Raw genomic sequence first — 20,504 nt, 5'->3', positions numbered from 1 at the left:
CTACGCGAGCCTCGGTAGCATTTTCACGGTCCGAGAGCGGCGAAAATCCGGGCGCTTCGACGGAAATCGCCGTCTCAGACGAGGGGCGAAACCGCCCCGACCGCCGGTCGCGTCGGGCGACCGATCAGAGGACGAACGAGACGACCGCGAGCACGACGAAGATGATGACGAGCCACTTGGCGATGGTCATGCTCAGGCCGGCGACCCCGCTGGCGCCGGCGATCGCCGCGACGATCGCGAGGACCAGGAAGGCGATCGCCAGTCCGATCAGGTCCCCGCCGAACTGTAGGGGGGCGAGCACGGCACCGTCGTGAACCACTTGGGCCGGGTTCATACGCTATCGACCGCCGCCACCCGGTTAGTTATTCGAGGGCTATCGCGCGGACGAATTGTTTTCACGCCCGTGTGCGAGTCGGCACCCATGAGTCACCGCTGCCCAGACTGCGCCGTCACGATGGAGGAAGTCAGGTTCGGAATGGGCGACGCCTGGAACGCCTACGTCGAGACGGGCGAGAAGCGGGCGGGGCTGCTCGGCAAGCTCGGCGTGAACGAACACAAGGGCCTGACGACGGTGATGTGTCCCGAGTGCGGACTGGTGCGGCACTACGTCGAGTTCGAGGGGTGACGCGGGGGCGTCGCACCGGTCGACGTGTGCCCCCAGCCCGTCGATGGTAGCTCAGGCTTCGCGTCCGGATACCCGGTGTCACGGGTGTTTTACGCGTCGCAGCCCTCCGATCTACAGGAATGTCCGACTCCGAGTACGCGCTCCAGGCGCGGCTGGAAGCCAAACCCGAGAAGGCCGGCGAGGTGGCCGAGTTCCTCGAGTCCGCGCTGCCCGCGGCCGAGGCCGAGGAGCAGACGACGACGTGGTTCGCGCTGCGGCTCGACGAGACCACGTTCGGCATCTTCGACACGTTCCCGAACGAGGAGGGCCGGCAGGCGCACCTCGACGGCGAGATCGCGGCGGAGCTGTTCGAACGCGCCGACGAGCTGTTCGCCGAGGAGCCGCAGGTCGACGAGATCGACGTGCTGGCGGCCAAACACTCCTAAGCAGTCCGCGGTCGCAGCCGCGTGTCCCGCCGACCGCGGCGGACCGACACCGGACACATCCGGTCGGGGCTTTATTCACTCGCGCGCCGGACGAGTTCGTATGGAGCCAGACTTAGACCGATTCACGTCGCGCCGGTCGACCGTGTACGGCCAGCGCGGCGTGGTGGCGACCAGTCAGCCGCTCGCGAGCGAGGCGGGGATCGAAGTCCTCCGCGAGGGGGGGAACGCGTTCGACGCCGCGGTCGCGACCGCCGCCGCGCTCAACGTCGTCGAGCCCACCTCGACCGGGCTCGGGGGCGACGTGTTCGCACTGTATCGGACCGCCGACGGCGAGGTCGGCGCGATGCGCTCGTGCGGCGGGGCGCCCGCGGACGCGACGATCGAGAACGTCAAGGCGGCGCTCGCCGAGGACGACGACGCCGATTCCTATTACCCCGACGACGGCGGCTACGCGGTCGACGACGCGGGCGAGGCTGGGATGCCCTTTTACGGCCCGCACGCGGTCACGGTCCCCGGGACGGCGCGCGGCTGGGAGGCGACCGTCGAGGAGCTGGGCCGGCTCAGCCTCGCGGACGCGCTCGCGCCGGCCATCCGCTACGCGACGGAGGGGTACCCGGTGTCCGAGGTCATCGCCTCCTACTGGGCGAGCGCCGACGCGCTGTTCACCGACGACCACGCCCGCGAGGCGTTCCTGTTCGACGGCGAGCCGCCGGACGTCGGGCAGACGGTGACGCTCCCGCGGCTCGGCGAGTCCATGCGGAAGATCGCCGAGGAGGGCGCCGATGTCGTCTACGAGGGCGAGATCGCCGAGGCGATCGCCGACGAGGTCCAGTCGCAGGGCGGGTTCATGACCGTCGACGACCTCGCCGACTTCGAGGTCGAGTGGCCGGATCCGGTGTCGACCACCTACAACGGCGCCGAGGTGTACGAGCTCCCGCCGAACAACCAGGGGCTCATCGCCTTAGAGGCGCTCAACGTCGCCGCCGAACTCGGTGCGGGCGAGTACGACTACGACTCGCCGGAGCGCGTCCACTACTTCGCCGAGGCATTGAAGAGAGCCTTCCACGACGGCCACCGCTACATCACCGACCCCGAGTACGAGGAGGTCCCGCCGCTCGCGTCGAGCGAGTGGGCCGCCGAGCGCGCCGCCGGCGTCGGCGAGACCGCCTCGCACGACGTCTCCTTCGGCGTGCCGAACGCGAACGCCGAGGACGCCGACACCGTCCTCCTCACCGTCGCCGACGACGCGGGCAACGTCGTCTCCTACATCAACTCGCGGTTCGCCGGCTTCGGCTCCGGCCTGGTCGCCGGCGACACCGGCATCGCCCTCCAGAACCGCGGCGCGTCCTTCTCGCTCGACCCGGAGCACCCGAACAGTCTCGAACCCGGCAAGCGCCCCTTCCACACGCTCATCCCGGGCGTCGTTCGGTTCGACGAGGACGACTGGGCCGCCTTCGGCGTGATGGGCGGCTACATGCAGCCGCAGGGCCACGTCCAGGTGATCTCGAACATCGTCGACTACGACATGCCGCTCCAGCGTGCGCTCGACGAGCCGCGGTGGCGCTACCGCGAGAGCGGCGAACTGGGGCTCGAACCGCACTTCGACGACGACGCCGCGGCGAAGCTCGTCCGGAAGGACCACGACGTGCGGACGCTCTCGCCGGTCATGTTCGGCGGCGCGCAGATCGCCCGGAACCGGGACGGGGTCCTGTCGGCCGCCACCGAGCCCCGGAAAGACGGGAACGCGCAGGGGTACTGAGTTCGGGCGAGCGCGGCCGCGGCACCGATCGATTTCTTATCAGCGTACGAGAATGAGGGTCGTTTTCGCGCTCGGGAGTCGATCGGCGAACGGTTGGTAGAGCGCACCTGTACGGGACAGAACCGGCCTGATGCGTCCGAGTTCCGCCGGGGTCGTATTTGTGGCCGTGGATACACTTATAATGACTCGTATGGTATACGCTCACAGAATGACGCGAAGAATCCAGCGACGCGACGTACTCAGGGGCGCCGGAGCGGTCGGAATCGCGGGGCTCGCCGGCTGTTCGACGGAGAGCGGCGACGGGAGCGACGGCTCTGACGGCGGCGACGGCGGTGACGGCTCCGACGGAAGCGACGGCGGCGACGGCGGTGACGGCTCCGACGTCCCCGACGCCGTGATGGTGGTCGGCTTCCCGCAGTCCGGCATTCAGCTGTTCCGCGACTTCTACTCGGAGTTCGCCGACAGCGCGCCGGACCTCGACATCATCGTCCCCGACGGGCTGATCGACGCCGACCTCCCCGGCGAGGTCGACAACGACATGAACAACGTCATCGGCACCGCGCCCTCCGCGGGCGGCCCCGGCGCGGAGTTCTTCGCGGAGTCGTATCAGGAGGAGTACGGCGAGGAACCGGGCGTGTTCACCTCGCAGGCGTTCGACGCGATGGCGGTGGAGATCCTCGCGGCGACCGCCGCGGGCGAGAACGACGGGGCGGCGATCCGCGACCGTGTCCGGACCGTCGCCAACCCCGGCGGCGAGGAGTTCGGTCCCGCGGACCTCCCCGAGGCCGTCGAGACGGTCGCCGCCGGCGACCCTGTCCAGTACGTGGGCGCGTCCTCCAGCGTCAACTTCGATGTCAACGGCGACATGGCCACCGCCGCCTACGACATCATCGACTTCCAAGACGGCGAGCTCGTCACCCTGGACACCGTCGAGTTCGGGAACGACCTCACCGAGGAGGACCGGAACGCGACCGCGGCCGAGCCCGTCGGCGTGGACTCATTCACGGCTCGCATCGGCGTGCTGATGCCGGAGACGGGCGACCTCGGGCCGCTCGGCGGTCCGATCCGCGACGGGGCGCTGCTGGCCGCGACGCAGGTCAACGACGCCGGCCTCAACGTCGATGTCGAGACGCGGGTTGAGGACACCCAGACCAACCCGCAGGCCGGTATCTCCGGCGCGAACGCCCTCGTCAACGCCGGCTTCGCCGCCGTCGTCGGCCCGGCCTCCTCGAACGTCAACCTCCAGGTCGCGGACGAGGTGTTCATCCCGAACGGCGTCGTCGGTATCTCCCCGTCCTCGACCGACCCGAACGTGACGGACTTAGACGACAACGACTACATCTTCCGGACCGCGCCCTCGGACCTGCTCCAGGGGCCCGCGATGGCGGACCTCGCCGTGGGCGACAACGTCGGCGCCGAGAGCTCAGGGACGTTGTACCTCAACGACGCCTACGGGCAGTCGCTCGAGGAGGCGTACGTGAACGCGTTCCAGGAGCGCGACGGGACGATCACTCAGCGCGTCTCCTTCGAGCCGAACCAGCCGACGTACACCAGCCAGTGGTCGAGCGTGCTGAACGAGTAGGAGTCTGCCCGAGCCGTTCGCCGATTTTTCGCGACTTGTGAGCCGCCGCGCTCGTCGACGAGCGGTGGAGCTGTGGAGGTCGATCCCGAGAGTGATTTATAAGTCGACTCGGCGGCGCGTCGTGCCTCGCCGCCGGTCACTTCTTGTACGCCTCGCGAAGGAACACCAGGGCCCCGCCCAGCATCGCGAGGTTGCCGAAGAAGGCGAGCCGCTCGCCGCTCTTGTCGCCCTCGTCGGCGTTCCAGAAGTCGTGCATCGTCGCGGTCACGACGGTCAGGAACGCGACCGCCGCGCCGGTCGCAATCCGGGGGACGCGCCAGAGCGCGATACCGAGGCCGGCGACCACCATCATACCGGAAGCGAACGGCGCGGCGACGTCCGGCATCGGGACCCCCGCCGACTCGGCGTACTCGATCGTGTCGTCCATGTCGCGGAAGTCCTCCGAGGCCTGCGCGGCGAGGCCGACGCCGAGCAGGACGCGGCCGAGCCGCGACGGCGCGCCGCGGTCTGCCGCCTCGTCGCTCGTCTCTGGGTCTTCGTCGCTCATACCTCCCGCAACGGCGCCGCGCCTCATAAATCGCGGTGGCGACGGGAGCGGTACGCTTCGTCAGATCCCGTCGATCCGCGCCAGCACCCGGCTCGTCGCCGGCGCGTCGAAGGCCATCGGGCGTCGCCACCAGGGGCCCTTCCCGGAGTCGCTCGACAGGTCGGTGATGGTCGGGTTCGCTTCGCTCCCGGCGTCGGGCGCGCTCAGCGGGACGACGCGGTCGAAGAGCCCGGACGCGTCGGGGTCGCCGACCGCGACCACGCGGGCGTCGAACGGGTCCCGCTTCAGGTGCGCGTTCGTCGGCGCGGCCGCCACCGCGGCCGCGCGGTCGACGACACCGTCGTCGCCCTCGTCGTCGTCCGTCGCCGAGAGCACGCGATCGACCCGCATCCCGGCGAAGAGGTACGCGCCCCAGTCGGGCGCGAGGTCGGCATCGACGGCGACTCCTCGCTCGCGGAGCCACGCGCCGTCGCGCTCGTCGGCGTCCGCGTCGCCGTCGCGCTCGTCGGCGTCCGCAGCCTCGGGGCGGTCGTCCCCCGGGCCCTTCCACCCGTGCGGTCGCAGCGTGAGCGTCGCGTAGAAGAGGAGCCAGTCGCCGGGGACGAGGTCAGCGATCCGGCCTGCCTTCACGCCGTACGGGTCGCCGTAGGTCGCCCGTTCGCGGCCGTGAACCCCCGGGAACTCGGGGTCCGCGTGGACGGGGGTCTCACGCAGCCCCTCGGGGACCGCGAAGGGGAGGTTGAGGTCGCCGTACGTCGGGAGCGGCTCGTCGACCGGGAACCCTTCGCGGGCCAGCGTCGACGCCGACTCCGGGATCGGGACGTACGTGAACGAGCCGTCGGGGTAGACGGGGCCGCGGAACCCCGGTTCGTTCGTGTTGGCGGCGACGTTGACGGCGAGTGCGCGGGGGTCGGACACGAAAAGCGAAGAGTTCAGTCGGCCGTCGCCGCGGCCCCTTCGTGTTCGATCTCGGTCCCGAGGAGGTCGAGGAACTGCGCGATCCACTCGGGGTGGTCGGGCCACGCCTGCCCGGTGACGAGGTTGCCGTCGGTCGTCACGCCGTCGACCCACGAGCAGCCGGCGGCCTCGACCTCGGGCCTGACGGCCGGGTACGCCGTCATCTCGTAGCCGTCGAGCACGCCCGCCGCCGCGAGGATCTGCGGGCCGTGACAGATCGACGCGACGGGCTTGTCGGCCTCGAAGAAGTGCCGCACCACGTCGAGCACCTCGTCGTAGCCGCGGAGGTATTCGGGGGCGCGTCCGCCGGGGACGACCAGGGCGTCGTAGTCGCTCGGATCCACGTCGTCGAACCCGTGCGTGAGCTCGAAGTCGTGGCCGCGGGTTTCCAAGTACGTCTGGTCGCCACGGAAGTCGTGTATCGCGGTCTTGACCGTCTCGCCGCTCTCCTTGTCCGGACAGACGGCGTGGACCTCGTGGCCCACCGCCTGAAGCGCCTGAAACGGGACCATGATTTCGTAGTCCTCGCCGAAGTCGCCGACGATCAGCAGGATCTGTTGTCCTGTCATATGTGTAACACCGCGCGGACGTAGGCGCCGCTCGCAGATAACGATACTGGCACGCGGTAACATACGTCGCTTTACACGGCGCGTTTCCCCGAACCGCGTCCCGAGGGGGTGCTGACGCACGGAGTCCCGCGGCCGCTACGTCCGAGAGTCGGTCCACGGTCGGCGCCGATTCCGAGTTTGGCACCTGTGTTGAGATGTTGGATGGATAAAATAGGGTGCCCGGGAGGGAGACGTATGGTTGTCGGTGACGCAGCAGCGGGTACGGTGATGGCATCGACACGATATCGGACGTCGCCTTGTCGGCCGGTCGGTCATCAAAACCGTCCTCACCGGCGTGTTGTCCCGGGAGCACGTGCTCTTGGAGGACGTCTCCGGCACCGGAAAAATCCCCACGGCGTAGAGCTTTGCGACGGTGCTCGGACTCTTCTTCAACCGGCCAGTTCACGCCGGACCTGCTACCGTCGAATATTACCGAATCGCATATCTACCGCGAGGAGGCCGGCGAGTTCGCGTTCGCGGAGGGACCCGATCTTCGCGAACGTCGTGCTGGCCGACGGGATCAACTGCGCACCGCCGAAGACGCAGGCGGCCCTGCTCGAGGCGATGTTGGAAGGGCAGGTCTCGGCGGACGGCACCACCTACCAGCTCCAAGACCCGTTCTTCGTCATCGAGACGCGGAATCCGGTCGAACAGGAGGAAACGTTCGCCCTTCCGGAGGCGCAGCGCGGCCGGTTCATCATGAAGGCGACACTCGGATCCCCCGACGGCGAGGGGATACGAACGGTCCTCGACCGGTGGGACGACCGCACGGCTCGGGCTCCGGAGCTGAATCGGGTCATCGACGGCGAGACCGTCCCGCGCTTTCAGGACGTTCCGGAGCGCGTGACCGTCGGCGGGTCGCTCCGCGACTATATGATCACGCTCGGCGAGGCGACCCGCGCTGACGGTCGGGTTGAGGTCGGGGTGTCGCCGCGCGGCATCCAAGCGCCTCTTCGAGGCCAGCCGGGCGCGGGCGCTCGTGAACGGCCGGGAGTACGTCCCGCTCGACGACGTCAAGGCCGTCGTTGCGGACGCGTTCGTCAACCGGCTCGCGTTGACTTCGAAGGCGACGGTCCAAGACACCTCGCCTACGACCGTGGTGAACGACATCGTCGAGCGGATCGAGGTCCCCGCGGCGCCGCGCGGAGCACCGCGACCGGCCGCCGACCGCCAGCGAAGACGGCCACAACGAGCCGATTTACGCCGCCGCTCCCCTACATCAGGAACACCACGGCGGTCGTGAAGGTAGCGTTCAACTTCGCATGGATCAGCTTATCTGAACGCTACCGACGAGACAGGGGTTGACCGGAGTAATCTGGATACTGAAGTCCGTGTATTCATCAGCGGACGTCACGGTGAGCAACGGATATGTCGTGTTTTAATCGAGTCTCCTGTGGATCTAGTTCCCGAAGACGACGCATCCAAATAGCAGATAGGGGCGCTAGGAGGTGAGAACCAGTGAAGCGTCAGCGGCATGTTGACGGAGCTTACAACATACGCTGAGATCGTGTCGGAACAATATGGTTGTCATCGTTGGTCGAAAACGCACACAGGAGTTGTAGTTATCTACCGTGAACTCAACAATTAGCCGCCGTGCACTGGACGGTGACCTCTGTTTGGTAAGTCTCTCCTGGGGTCAACGTAATATCGATGCTCTTATTTTCGTATCCGCTCCGTTCAGACAACTCAAGAGTATACTGACCGGGATCGACATTGCTGTTGTTGTACCAAGCACTGCCGCCTTTTGTTGTATTGTCGATCTCAGCACCGGTCTCTCTGTCGATCAGGCGTACGCGGCCGTCAGTCAGCGACTCATTAGTGTTCGACGCGATATAACGGACGGACAGCGAGGCCTGAGGTGGTATCGTGAGGTTATCGAGTTGCGTTTCGGGGCTGTTCACGCTGATACTGCGGTTGTCCGACGCCACGTAGCCGGTGGCACTCGCCGAAAGCGTGTACTCACCGTACGTGATGTTTTCAAACGAGTATGTCCCCCCGCTCTCCGTGGTGGCCTCCCTGGTCCCACCGTCGCTATTGGTGAGTACGACGGTGGCGCCGGCGACACCCTCGCTGGTGTTTGAGTCGATCACGGCGCCCTCAACACGGGAGCGTTCGGAAGAATCGTCGGCAGGTGGGGTCGGATCCAGGGAGATATTCCCTCCGAGACGGTCCTCAGAAATATTCAGCCGCTGCTCCTCGTAGCCGTCTGCGGTGGCGACCAGAGTGGCGTTCGCTATCAGCGTCTCGTTGACACTGAAATTATACGTCGGCTGGTCAGTCGTGTTCAGCAAGCCGTTTTCGTTGCGGAGAATAACCGAGATGTTCCCGGTCGAACTGTTGAGTTGCTGGCCAGTCGTATTATCGATAAGCGCACCGGACACGGTCGATTGGTCGCCCGCGTCACCGGAATCGAGGCCCAACAGCGAAGGGCCAAAAGTAACCGCAGCGAACAGGACGAGCAACACGACGGCCCCGATGGCGATGTACAGCCCTACTTCCGGAGAAAGCAGCGAATCGTCGTCCGACTGGGTCCCTCGTGACCCGAGGTTAGAGCTGGTCGCAGGGGGTTTGAGCGCCGGCACGCTACTCTGGACGCGCTTTCGAATTTCGCCGTTTGACAGGCCATAGTCTCGCGAAAGCGTCTCGACCGACTCGCGGATCGACGCGATTTCCTGTTTGATATGCTTGTCGCGGAGGGACCGAGACGTCGACTCCCACCGCTCTTCCGTCGCGCCGAGCGGCGTGATACCGCGGTGGTCACCCGGCGTGACGACGAGGTCGAACGTCGAGAGTACGTCCGCATCCATCGAGTCGGCGACTGCTGCTTGGTCGTACTGCCCGAGGTACTCGCTGAGTAGGCCGATGGCGTTGCGTTCGTCCGACACACCCACTGTCACCGAACTCCGGGACGTGATGAGCTCGGCGAGGATATCCTGTTCCGTACTGTCGCCAGGGACGGCCGTGTTCCCGCGTTTCAGTTCGCGGTACACCTGCATCTCGTCCGAGGACTCGTCAATCGTGTACCCCCACTCGGACTCGATACGCGTCGTGAGATCGCTGATGAGGTCTTGAAGCGGCGCCGCGGAGTTGTCCACGGAGTAGACGGCGTAGAACTGTTCAGTGCGCGCGTTGCGGGACTCACGCGCACGGAAGAACAGACTGATCTCCTGTCTGTGGTCCGACCGAATCGCCAGCCGAACGCCGCCGTAAAACAGCTCTTTGATCTGCTCGTTGGATCCCGTCGCGGTACCATCAGGGGAGTAGGCGTTCCCCTTCGTGTCGTAGATGCGTAGCGTTGACATGCGTGATCACCCCAGTTTCTCTAACAGCTCCTCGAAGCCGACCGTCATCACGTTCCCATTGCGGTCGCGCATCGGCACGCGTTCGCCGTCGTCGTTCACCGTCGTCTCGTAGTACACCGGGTGGATCTCCGCGCCGGAGGTGTCCTGGACGAGCGTCCGAACGGCTTGGTTGTTCTCGATTAGCGTGTCGTTCACGTACTGCCGGAAGTCCTCGAAGTACTGGTGCGGGTCCAGCGCCTGCTCGTCTTCGAACTGCTGGGCCAAGATATCGGACTTCGTCGCGACGAGGAGCACGTCCTTGTTGTCGGCCGTATCGAGGATGTCGAAGTACGGCTCGATCCCCAGCGGCTCGTTGTTGTGATACCGCTCGACGTCGATCACCAGAATCAGCGTGTTCGCCGCGCGCACGCGGTCTGACAGCAGCTGGACCGTGGAGTTGTCGATCTCCGAGTCGGGGCTCATCAGCGCGCCCGGAAGCTCCTCGAGATACTCGCCGGCGTAATCGAGGCTCGACAGCTCGATGTTTTTCGGGAAGACCCGCCCGTTGACGAACCGGAACTGAAGATCTTCGACCTCGGTCGCACCCGTCGAGTCGAGCTCCCAACCGGCGTTTTGGGTCGCGGCGTCGAGCCGGCCGACGAGCTCCATCAGGTCGCCGCTCGGGTTCAGCGGCGTGTCGCTTTTCCGATCGACCGCGTCGTCGAGCGCGGCGAGATACTTCCCGACGAGGAACAGCGATTTGCCCGACCCCGGCGGCCCGAGAACGAAGAAGTTCTCCGAGGAGTCGTACGTGACGAACCGCCGGAGCGTGACGACGAAGACGCCCGCCATCAGCACGTTCGTGGTGATCCCACCCCACGCGACCGAGACCGTCGGCTCCGGCGCGATGATCTCGACAGTGCCGCCTGAGGGGTCGACGAACTGCGGGAAGTTGACGTGGAATTCGACGAGGCCGACGAGGACGATGGCGGTTATCAGGTAGAACAGAATGCTCGCGGACCGACGGAACTCGAGCGCGGAGGTGGTCCGGACCTCCATCAGCTGTTTGCCGCCGCCGACGATCGTGCCGCCGACGAGGCCGGCCCCGAGCCAGGCGATGTTCGCGACGAAATCAATATTCGGGATGAACAGGCCGATCGAAAGCAGGCCGATGAGCGCGGAGCCGGTGCCGAGCCAGAGCAAGGCCCCCTGAACACGCTTTTTCGGGTCGACCGTCATCAGCGCGAGCAGGCCGAGGTAGATCCCGAACACCATGGCGGAGAACTGCTCGAGCGACACCGACAACAGCGGGTTCAACGAGAGTATCAGTGGCCGGAACACGTCGGACGCGATCCACGCCTCACCGAGCGTCAGGAAGAGCGGCCCGGCGACGACGATCATGATGAGGAAGTACACGCCGAGGAAGAACTTCTCGCCGTGGTCCTCGAGGAACGCGACTGGAGAGTCCATCGCTGTTACTCCTCCCCCTCCTCCCCGTCAGCGGGAGCGACGAAGTCGGTTCGACTGATGTGGTTCTCGAGCAGATCGGCTTTGATCTCGCCTTCGTCTCTGAGGAAGAACTCCACGTCGTCGGGATGCTCGAGGTTCAACACGGAGTCGCGCTTCACGAAGTACCCCTCGTCGAGGCCGTACGCGTGGTGGACGAGAATGTCGGTCTCGTCGGACTGTTTCCGTGACTCGTATCCATTCCGGTAGCCGTCGGCCTCGATCTCCGCCCGGAGGTTATCCAGGAAGATCCCGTCGATGAAGATCCCCAGGCCGACATCCCAGCTGCCACCCGCGCTCACCGGGAACGAGGCGTAGTTTTCGCCGCCCGCACCGAGGTTGTACGCCCCCTGGAACTCGGATTTGAGGTCGGCAACGTCGTTGATCTGGTCGATCGCCCGGCTCATCACGCCGACGACGACGTTCATCTCGTTGTACCGCGCGCGGTCACCGCTGATCCGGCGGCGCCGAATGCCGGTGTAGCGGGGGTTGTGGGCGTTCCGAGCGAGCTCCTCGAGCGAGCCGCGCAGCCGCTGACGTTCGGTCTCGTCGTCGAAGATCTTGCTGTCGGCGATGTCGGTGTCGTCGCGGAGCTGGAGGATGTCGTTCGGCTGGATCGTCTTCACGTAGCTGTACTCCTCCGTTTCGGTCGCGACCGAGGAGTCCTGCTCGGCGTTGTACTCCTCGCGGAGCCGCTGATACGTCTCTTGGGAGCTCAGGAACGAGTCCCGGGGGCCGTTCAGCTCCTCGAACAGGGTGACGGTCGCGTCGTACAGATCCGCCTCCGTCTCCGCGGTTTCGAGATCCGATTCGAGGTCGTCACGCCGCCGTTCGATGTCGGCGGTCTCGACGATCTCGTCGCGGACGAGCTCCTCGAACTGGCGCGTGAGCTGGTCGAATCCGATCCCCGATTCGAGGTCACGCTCCAGCTCGTCGAGCGCCGCCCGGTGTTCCTCGTCGAGTTCCGACCGGGTCCGCGACACGATCTCCTGTTGCTGCTCGTCGATTTCGGCCTCGATGAGGTGTTTCAGATCGGTGACGGTGAACTCAACCTCGATCGACAGGTTGCTGCCCGCCCGCGACATCTTGAACACCTCCGCGTCGTCAAGCTGACTCCGCTTCCGGCGGTAGTTCTTTTCCGCCTTCTTGCGTTCCTCCTCGCTCGAGGAGTCCCACGGGAGGATGGACTCGATCGTCCCCTCCTCCTCGTTCATCGTGAGGAACGACTTCTTGGCGTCCGCCAGGTCCGCGAGCGAGGAGTTGATCCGCCGCTCGATGTCGGTCGTGTCGACGCCGACCGTGTCGAACTCGGTGCTGATGTCGTCGAGCGCCGTCCGGACGGTGCTGTCGTTGACGGCCTCCACCTGGTCCGGGTCCTCGGCGTTCTCGACGGCGCGCGCGAAGGATTCGAGCCCGTTCCGGAGGTCGCCGACCAGCTCGTCGACGGCCATCGACTGACAGTCGGTGTACTCTCGATACAGCGGCTCGACCGCGTTCTTCCACGTGGCGACCCGGCGGTCCACCTCGTCCTGCTGTTCGCGCTTGCGGGTGTCGAGCTCGGCTTCGGCCTCTTTGAGCTCGGACTGGAGGCGGTCCCGCCGCTCGGTCACCTCGTCCCGTTTCGCTTCTAAGCGGTTGATGCGCACCCCGGCGTTGATCCCCTCGTCTTCGACGGCGAGGAGGTAGCTGATCGTCCCCTCGACGCGGTTGTTGTCGATCGACCGGAGCCGGACGAGCAGGTCCTTGCGGTGGGCGATCCGGTTGAGCTCCGTGTCGATGATATCGGCCAGCTGCTTGTCGATGCTATCGACGTACTGTTCGTTGTCGCCGATGCGGGCGGTGCCCGCCCGAATCGAGCCCGCGATAACGTCGATCTGGTCGAGGATGTCGTCGGTCTCGGCCTCCGCTTCCGACATGATCTCGCGGTAGGCGGAGACGGACTCGTACTCGAGTTCGGTGAAGATATCGAGCTCGGTGAGCGACCACACGTTGTCGAGCCGCGTCTCGAGATCCGTCCGGTCGGAGTCGTGGAGCTCACCTTCCATCTCGTCGGGGCTCCACTCCCGCGAGAGGAACCGGTCGACGCCCGTGTAGATGTCCTCCTCCGCTTCCAGCGCGTCCTGTTTCGCGTTGAGTATCTCTTTGGTGACCGTCTTCGCGTCTTGGATGGCGTCGACGTTGTACCGGAGGACCTGCGGGATCCCCATGATGAACGGCGCGTACGAGGGGGTGTCCGCGAACGGGTCCTCCATGTCCATCATGTTGTAGTACGACGTGATGAGGTAGATCGCCGCCCGGTCGAACTCGACGAGCGCGTCGGAACTTTGGATGAGGTTCCCCTTTTTCCCGCCGAACCCGGTCGGGTCGATCGGGATGAGCACCCGGTCTTTGAACAGGTTCTCACCCTGAAGGCTCATGTACTCCAGCTCGGAGAGGACGGCGTGGGCGTTCGCGCTCTCGGCGTCACCCTCCTCGTCGTTGGGCAACACCCCGAACAGCGTGATCTCGGCGGTCCGTTTCGTCCGCTTGAGGTGTCGGACCAAGTCGATGAAGATCCCGGAGCCGGAGCCACCACCCAGGCCGGCGATCACGGCGACCTTTCCGCGGTCCGGCAGGTCGATCGACGTGCGGACGCTGTCGTCTTCGGCGTAGGACTTGTAGTAGAGTCCCTTGCCGAGGCCGCGTTTCCTGACGACACCCGTTGCGAAATCGAGGTTCTCGTTGATGAACTCGGGCTTGAGCCACCAGTTCTCCTCGTCGATACCGGCGCCGGCCGCGATGCGCGGCACCGCCTCCGCGCCGATCAGGTCGTTCTGATCGTGGAGCTGGATGTTCCGCGTCAGCGGCAGGTAATCGATGTTGATCTCGCCGAGTCGACCCTCGTGGTCGTCGGATTCGCGGAGCCGGTTTTTTGTCTCCTGAATCGAATCGTTGATCGACTGGATTCGCTCGAGATCTCTGTTCTCCTCTTCTTCGGCCGTGTCGATCACGGTCACCGTCAGCGACCGCGGGTTTCGTCGCGGCTGGAGCACCGACTCTTGGACCCAGTCTGCCTCCAGCAGCTCGTAGGTGATCGCCTTGCCGGCGCCACCCACCGCGAAGATCCGACTTGGTAGATTCATCTGGACACACACACAGATGAAATATCGTTCAATAAACTATTCGGTCTTGTCCATACTAACTGATAACTCCAGCCCGGAGTGAATCGGGAGGTAAGCTCGGATTACGTGTGGTTTTGAATAATAGAAGCCGAACTGCTCAACAGCGACTCGGCCCGACTGGCCGGGCGGTGAGTGGGTAGAGAGACCCTAACCGACAGTATCTCGCGTTGAGGGCAGTAGGTTCGCTTCGCAACGAGTTCGGGTACGTCTCGACTTTATTACATACATACTCAGGCGCGATCGTATAGCGAGAAAGCAGTCAGATGAGTTTGATCTCAACGGAGCGATCCGACGGATGCCCATAGCCTAACGACAAGGGATCGCCCCACGAACCGCAGTTTGTTCGCCCGAAGACAGCGTCGCAAACGCGATCGGATTCGTCATGCGAGTACGCGTTGAGCGATGCCGCCCTCACTTGCTCACCCAAACTTGCGCATCAACGGATGTCTCGTACTACGTACCACGACGTTTGGGGTCCAGCAACACCTATGGTGAGCAGTGGGGTTAGCTCACGGGATCAACCGCCAGAACGAGGCGCACACGGCACACACGGCCTGTCTGAAACCACTAATGTTGTCAAACAAACAGTTTGATATGGAGAGACAACCCACCTCGACCCGTGTTTCAGAGTACGTACGCGGTGTGGCTTGTCGGGGTTGTGCTGGGCATGCTCCTATTCGCCCTTGCGCTGCTCTGGATCATCGGAGCGACCGGCACTGGCGACGGGCAGGCTGCCACCGATCCCACGCGACATGAGCCACGATCCGAAATCACGACCGGCTCGGTCGAGGAGTTGCGAGCTGACGCCGACGAGGCGCTTGACACAGCTGCGACCGCCAGAGAGAACAACCGCCTCGACGACGCGATCGACGCCTACAACGCGGCGATCACCCAGTATGAGGCTGCCGGCGATGCTCTCGACGCTGGTGCTACGGAAACACGCGCCGAGATCGACCGCCAACTCAAGACGACACGTCAGTCGTTAGCGACGGTCGAGACGCGCGCCAAACAACGAGCGACGGTCACAGAGGCACTGAACGCAGCCGAACACAGTTTCCGGGTGGCGATCATCGCGTACACGCAGGGGAGCCAGACGCTTGCGCGCATCCGGTTCCGCCAGGCGCGAGACTCGTTCACCGAGGCCAATGAACTCCTCGAGACCGCTGACGGGGATCTGCTCACCCCGCCGGTGGAGGTGCGTGTCCAGCCGGATCGAAACCTACCGTCGCACACGCTCAGCGAGCTGCCGGCGGTCCCAGAGCCGGTAGCGACGGTACTCGCCGACGCCGGTGTCGACACCGTGTCCGAACTCGAGAGCAGTGACGGCCCGCCTTGGCAACCGGCGGTCGTCGACACGGCGGTGGCAGAACTGAGCGTGGACGACGACGTGGCGACGACGCTGACACTGCTGTCTTGGCTCAACGACACCAAAACCTACGCGTTTGCCACCCCGTACGCAGTTACACGCCGCCGTGACCAAGCCGCGTACGGCTTCACCCAGAGCACGTAGCCGGCGTCGACCCCGTTCCGCGCGACGGGCGCTCAGTTCGGCGGCTGGAGGTCTCGCTGAAACTCGTCGAACTGTTCGAGGTCCTCGGGGAGCTCGTACTCGATCTCGCGGTCGTCCTGGTTGTCGGGGAGCCGCCCGTCTTCGAGCTCCTCGGCGGCCTCCTCCCAGCCGGGCTTCACGCGGACGCTGCGCGCGGGCGACCCGACGACGACGTGATGTGGCGGGACATCGCCCTGAACGACGGAGCGCGCGCCGACGACGCTGTTCTCGCCGACCCGGCAGCCCGCCCTGACCATCGCGTCGTAGGTGACGCGGGCGTCCGCCTCGACGGTCGTGTGGAAGTTCCGCACCTCGGTCTGGTCGACGATGTCGTGGTCGTGGCTGTACAGGTGGACGCCGTCAGAGATGGAGGCGCGGTCGCCGATCGTCAGCTTCCCGCGGTCGTCGAGGTGGACGTCGTCGTGGATCACGACGTTGTCGCCCACCTCGATGTTGTGGCCGTAGGTGACGGAGATTCCCTTGAAGAAGCGGCAGTTCTCCCCGCACTCGGCGAAGAGGTGGTTCCCGAGCATCTGCCGGAAGCGGAGCGCGAACTCGACGTTGTCGGCCATCGGGGTGGCGTCGAACTGGCGCCAGAGCCACTGGAGGTGTTTCGAGCGCTGGAAGCGGTCCTCGTCCTTCTCGGCGTAGTACTCCGACTCCAGCGTCGCGTTACACGGGTCGTACCCCTGGAGGCGGACGCGCTCGGCGCGCGACACGGACTCGCCGCTCTGCCACGCCTCCCACGCCTCGCGGTCGCCGTGGAGGTCGATCAGCACGTCGCGGACGACCTCGCAGGTGTCCTCGTCCGAGGAGAGCCGCTCGTCCACCTCGTCGATGAACCCTCGGACCCCGGCCTCCGCGCCGTCGGGCAGGGACACGTGTCGCTTTGTCATCGGCCCTCCTTCGTCGCCGTCACTCAAAGGGATTCGGTTGTGCGAAGGCGGTGCCCGATCCGGTCAGTACAGTTCGGCGTCGACGAAGATGCCGATGACCGTGCCCACGAAGGCGATCAAGAAGGCGATAGCGATGAACGGAGCGATCGCGGCCCCGTCGAACGAAAGCAACAGCGCGGTGACCGCGGCGGCGGCGATGACTGCGAGCAGGGCGACGACGGCGTCGAGTCGACGGCGGAGTGCGTCGTCCATGGGCGGTCGATCGGCGGCGGCCAACTAATGTCTGTAGGCGCGACGCGCGCCCGGTGGCCGTCGCCGGCCGCGACCGCGGCCCGCCGATTCCACCGGCGCGGGAGCGACCGCGTCCGATAAGTGTCCCCACCGCCAATCTGCGGGCATGCAACACCGCGAACTCGGTAACTCGGGCGTCGAGGTCTCGGAGATCGGCTTCGGCGCGTGGGTCGTCGGCACCGACTGGTGGGGCGACCGCTCGGACGAGCAGGCGGTCGGGATGGTCGAGGAGGCGCTCGACGCGGGCGTCACCTACGTCGACACCGGCGACGTGTACGGTCACGGCGACAGCGAGGAGATCATCGGGGAGGCGATCGACGGCCGCCGCGACGAGGTGACGCTGTCGACGAAGATCGGCTACGACTTCTACGACAACCCGCAGGCCGGCCACGGCGAGCTCCCGAAGGAGCTCAACGAGGAGTACCTCACCGAGGCGTTCGAGGCCTCGCTGGACCGCCTCGACACCGACTACGTCGACGTGCTCCAGCTCCACAACGCCGACGTCGACGAGGTGACGCCCGAGGTGCGCGACCTCCTCGCCGAGTGGAAGGCGGACGGCCGCGTCCGTGCGCTCGGCTGGGCGCTCGGCCCCTCGATCGGCTGGCTCGCCGAGGGCGACGCCGCCGTCGAGTACGAGGAGTTCGACGCGGTCCAGACCGTCTTCAACCTCTTCGAGCAGGAGCCGGGCCGCCACTTCGTTGAGACGATCCGCGAGAGCGGCTCGGACACCTCCGTCATCGCCCGCGTCCCGCACTCCTCCGGCCTCCTCAACGAGCAGGTGACGCCCGACACGGTCCTCGAAGACGGCGACCACCGCTCGCACCGCCCGAAGGAGTGGTACGAGACGGGCTGGGAGAAGGTCGACGCGATCCGCTTCCTCGAGGACCCGGACCACAGCGAGGGGACCCGCACGATGGCGCAGGCCGCGATCCGCTGGCTGCTCGCGCACGACGAGGTCGCCTCCGTCACGCCCACCTTCCGCGACGGCGACGACATCGCCGAGTGGAGCGCCGCCGCGGACGTGCCGCCGGTCTCCGACGCCGAGTACGACCGCCTCGAAGCGCTGTACGCCCGCAACTTCGATATCGACCGCGACGACGGCATGGACGTCCTCCGCACCTCCGTCGACGGCGAGGACATCGAGGCCGCCGGCCTCGACAAGCGCGCGGCCTCGTACTGAGCGGCGGGCCCGCCGCCCGCTTCGACGCCGCCCGTTTCGACGCTGCCGTTCGACCCGCCTTTTTCGCCTCGAAACCGCACGACTGCGAGCGGTTAGGGCGTGTGTGAAACACTTTCACCACGCTCCCGACGCCGCCGCGACCGGCGACCGCGTCGCTGGCGGCGGTAGGAACGGTGGCTCGGTGGAAACCCGTCGTCACAGGGGGCTCAGTGGGGGAGGGGCGAGAACTATTAGTAGATTTCTCGGTGGGATCAGCGAGAGTTGTTACTCAGAGCGTCGAAGTGGTGGCTCGGTAGGAAGTCTTCATCATAAGGGGCTCGAGAGGGGGTAACGGATCGTCATGGCCACCACGGTCCGACGTACTCGCTCACGATTATAAACTGATTGCGATAGAAGATGCTTTCATTGATAGATAGGTAGGTAACCAGATTCATTACATTCCTTCTGAAGAAGAGAGAGCAACGTCATTTCTTCATCATGACTTATAATATGACTGTATCTGTGTAAATGAGTCTACTAAACCGAACTTCACAAGTCTAACTTAATTAAAAGCCTCAATTGTAATATATTCTTGGAACTGTGCGAAGTACAAATTGGAACGGCCAAACCTCTTCTCTAACCTAGGTCGGATTCCACTGTAGCAGCTGATTGTATCGCTGCATTCTACTTGTCAATTAACATCTACTAATAAGAATCGACTCACGTAGGGGTAACCGACTCTTGACATCCCCCCACCCGTTCAGGAGTGGGATTCCTCCGGTGAGGATGTTGGCTATGCTGTCCCCACAGAGGCAACTTTCCCGTCCCCGGTACTCCGGTTTGTGCGCTCCTCGTTGGGACTGGCCCTCTCGGGAGAGTGTGATAGCTCCGACCAGGTGTGGTCGTCCCACTTGAGGCGCACGGGCCGTGCCATCGACCTAACGGCTTCGCCAGCCTGCTCGTCGAGGAACGTGCGAGACGCGCACAGGTCGGCGTGGGCTTCGTGACCGCACGGACACCGGAACACGTCGCCGTCCCGGTCGGTGTCGTCCTGCTCGCCACACGCTGGGCACGTTCGCGTTGTGTCGGCTTCTGACCGTACTTCGACCGTGATACCGTATTCTTCGGCGGTGTGGGACAGCCGCTCGATGAACGCCCGGAACGCCCAGAAGTGGTGCGTCTTTGCGTTCACCTCAGCACACCAATGCGTCGAAAGAACGTCCGTGAGGTCGCCCACGTACACCGTTGCGACCCCTTCGGCATAGAGCCGTTCCATCAGGTCTCGAACCAGCGCGTCCTGTGCGTGGTTGCGCCGTCGCGTCCGTGTGCGATACAGCCGCCGAATCCGCTAACTGCTGTATCGTCCCTCGTGGAGTTTGGACTGTAACCGGGCAATCTCCTCGGTGGTTTCCCGGAAGCAGTCGAACAGGTCGCGGCCTTCGTAGAGGTACTGCTGGCCGGTCGTGGTGGTACAGGCGACGAGATTGTTTGCGCCCACGTCCAGCGCGGCTTCGTGAGAAGCCAGTGGTGAATCCTGCCGAGAATCAGGTACGGTGACAGGCTGAAAGGCCCTGAACGTGTCGTCTGTCTCGTCGTACTGTATCTCCAATCGGCCCTGTTCGCCGTCCCATTTCGGAGCGCCACACACTTCGAGGCGAAGGCGGTCGTGATACCCAAGCCCGTACTCGTCTTTCAGGGCTTGACCGACTGGTATCTCGATTCGTGACCGCTCGCCGGTTTCCAGCGTGTACTGGTCGTTGCGGATAAACGTGCGGAGTTCTCTACCGTCGTCCTCGTTGCCCCAGTAGCCCGGCGGTGCGGTGTCCTCGCCGTTCCCGTGGGTGGCGAAAAACGACTGCCACGCCGATTTGTTCTTCCGAATGACCTGCTGTGCAGTGGCAGAGCCGAGAACATCGATATACTGTTTCCGGTAGTCGGCGGTGTCCCACACGCTTTTGCCGTCGAAGAACTGCTGGCGGCGCTCGTAGTTCAACTCGTTCCACAGGCTCGCAGAGGCGTCCAACAGGTCCCGCAGTAGCCGCTTGTCGTTGTCGGAGAGCGGGCGTATCGCGAACGTGTTGGTTCGCCTCACGACACCAATTAATATAGTCTTGTGGTCCTAAAGTCTTGTCACTGATGCGTCCAAACGTGGATATTC

General features: G+C 64.9%; 15 protein-coding genes and 2 pseudogenes. 7 read left to right on the top strand and 10 right to left on the bottom strand.

The features are described 5' to 3' along the window. Positions 1-124: 124 nt before the first annotated feature. Positions 125-334, bottom strand: a complete 210-nt coding sequence (locus B378_RS0112695; protein ID WP_017344150.1) for a DUF1328 domain-containing protein — start codon at positions 332-334, stop codon at positions 125-127. Between the two features lie 87 nt (positions 335-421). Here B378_RS0112695 and B378_RS0112690 point away from each other — a divergent pair, with 87 nt between their 5' ends. From B378_RS0112690 to B378_RS0112675, 4 genes are all read left to right on the top strand, one after another. Beyond that, positions 422-625 carry a hypothetical protein gene (locus B378_RS0112690; protein ID WP_017344149.1) on the top strand — a complete coding sequence of 68 codons (204 nt, stop codon included), beginning with the start codon at positions 422-424 and terminating at the stop codon, positions 623-625. 119 nt (positions 626-744) lie between these two features. Further along, positions 745-1,050: a putative quinol monooxygenase gene (locus B378_RS0112685; protein WP_017344148.1), complete on the top strand. Its 306-nt coding sequence runs from the start codon at positions 745-747 to the stop codon at positions 1,048-1,050. Between the two features lie 100 nt (positions 1,051-1,150). Further along, positions 1,151-2,809 (top strand): gamma-glutamyltransferase family protein, encoded by a 1,659-nt coding sequence (locus tag B378_RS0112680; protein ID WP_017344147.1) that lies wholly within the window; start codon positions 1,151-1,153, stop codon positions 2,807-2,809. A 208-nt stretch (positions 2,810-3,017) separates the two neighbouring features. Then, positions 3,018-4,391 (top strand): ABC transporter substrate-binding protein, encoded by a 1,374-nt coding sequence (locus B378_RS0112675; protein ID WP_017344146.1) that lies wholly within the window; start codon positions 3,018-3,020, stop codon positions 4,389-4,391. A gap of 136 nt (positions 4,392-4,527) precedes the next feature. Here B378_RS0112675 and B378_RS0112670 read toward each other — a convergent pair whose 3' ends face one another. The 3 genes from B378_RS0112670 to B378_RS0112660 are packed head-to-tail and all read right to left on the bottom strand — an operon-like array spanning position 4,528 to position 6,464. Beyond that, positions 4,528-4,938 carry a DoxX family protein gene (locus B378_RS0112670; protein ID WP_017344145.1) on the bottom strand — a complete coding sequence of 137 codons (411 nt, stop codon included), beginning with the start codon at positions 4,936-4,938 and terminating at the stop codon, positions 4,528-4,530. A 60-nt stretch (positions 4,939-4,998) separates the two neighbouring features. Beyond that, positions 4,999-5,856, bottom strand: coding sequence for a hypothetical protein (locus B378_RS0112665; RefSeq protein ID WP_017344144.1), 858 nt, complete (start codon positions 5,854-5,856; stop codon positions 4,999-5,001). A 14-nt stretch (positions 5,857-5,870) separates the two neighbouring features. Beyond that, a complete protein-coding gene (locus B378_RS0112660; RefSeq protein ID WP_017344143.1) occupies positions 5,871-6,464 on the bottom strand; it encodes a DJ-1/PfpI family protein in 594 nt (197 codons plus the stop codon). A gap of 283 nt (positions 6,465-6,747) precedes the next feature. On the opposite strand from B378_RS0112660, the pseudogene B378_RS17545 reads away from it, so the two are divergent. Beyond that, positions 6,748-7,638 (top strand): annotated as a pseudogene (locus B378_RS17545) (AAA family ATPase); the annotation flags it as partial. A gap of 442 nt (positions 7,639-8,080) precedes the next feature. Here the strand turns inward: B378_RS17545 and B378_RS0112650 are convergent. From B378_RS0112650 to B378_RS0112640, 3 genes are read right to left on the bottom strand one after another with little or no spacing between them, the layout of a single operon-like run. Continuing rightward, the gene (locus B378_RS0112650) at positions 8,081-9,805 is read right to left on the bottom strand and encodes a carboxypeptidase-like regulatory domain-containing protein (protein ID WP_017344142.1); all 1,725 of its coding nucleotides are present in this window, start codon (positions 9,803-9,805) and stop codon (positions 8,081-8,083) included. 6 nt (positions 9,806-9,811) lie between these two features. Next, complete coding sequence (locus B378_RS0112645) at positions 9,812-11,254, bottom strand: hypothetical protein (RefSeq protein ID WP_017344141.1); 1,443 nt, start codon at positions 11,252-11,254, stop codon at positions 9,812-9,814. A gap of 5 nt (positions 11,255-11,259) precedes the next feature. Then, positions 11,260-14,412 (bottom strand): tubulin-like doman-containing protein, encoded by a 3,153-nt coding sequence (locus tag B378_RS0112640; RefSeq protein WP_017344140.1) that lies wholly within the window; start codon positions 14,410-14,412, stop codon positions 11,260-11,262. Between the two features lie 658 nt (positions 14,413-15,070). Between B378_RS0112640 and B378_RS0112635 the strand changes: the two genes are divergently transcribed. Next, a complete protein-coding gene (locus tag B378_RS0112635; RefSeq protein WP_017344139.1) occupies positions 15,071-15,961 on the top strand; it encodes a hypothetical protein in 891 nt (296 codons plus the stop codon). A 32-nt stretch (positions 15,962-15,993) separates the two neighbouring features. Here the strand turns inward: B378_RS0112635 and B378_RS0112630 are convergent, their stop codons facing one another. After that, positions 15,994-16,896 (bottom strand): acyltransferase, encoded by a 903-nt coding sequence (locus tag B378_RS0112630; protein WP_017344138.1) that lies wholly within the window; start codon positions 16,894-16,896, stop codon positions 15,994-15,996. A 63-nt stretch (positions 16,897-16,959) separates the two neighbouring features. After that, on the bottom strand, positions 16,960-17,148 hold the full coding sequence (locus B378_RS0112625) for a hypothetical protein (RefSeq protein ID WP_017344137.1): 189 nt from the start codon (positions 17,146-17,148) through the stop codon (positions 16,960-16,962). Positions 17,149-17,293: 145 nt separating this feature from the next. Between B378_RS0112625 and B378_RS0112620 the strand changes: the two genes are divergently transcribed. Further along, entirely contained in the window at positions 17,294-18,367 is a 1,074-nt protein-coding gene (locus tag B378_RS0112620) for an aldo/keto reductase (protein WP_017344136.1), read from the top strand. Positions 18,368-19,139: 772 nt separating this feature from the next. Here the strand turns inward: B378_RS0112620 and B378_RS15920 are convergent. After that, positions 19,140-20,438, bottom strand: a pseudogene (locus B378_RS15920) (RNA-guided endonuclease InsQ/TnpB family protein). Positions 20,439-20,504 lie beyond the last annotated feature (66 nt).

The sequence above is a fragment of the Halorubrum sp. T3 genome, assembly GCF_000296615.1.
Classification (GTDB): Archaea; Halobacteriota; Halobacteria; order Halobacteriales; family Haloferacaceae; genus Halorubrum; species Halorubrum ruber.
The sequence above is the reverse complement of the archived record's forward strand: the minus strand, read 5'-3'. Positions and strand labels throughout refer to the sequence as shown.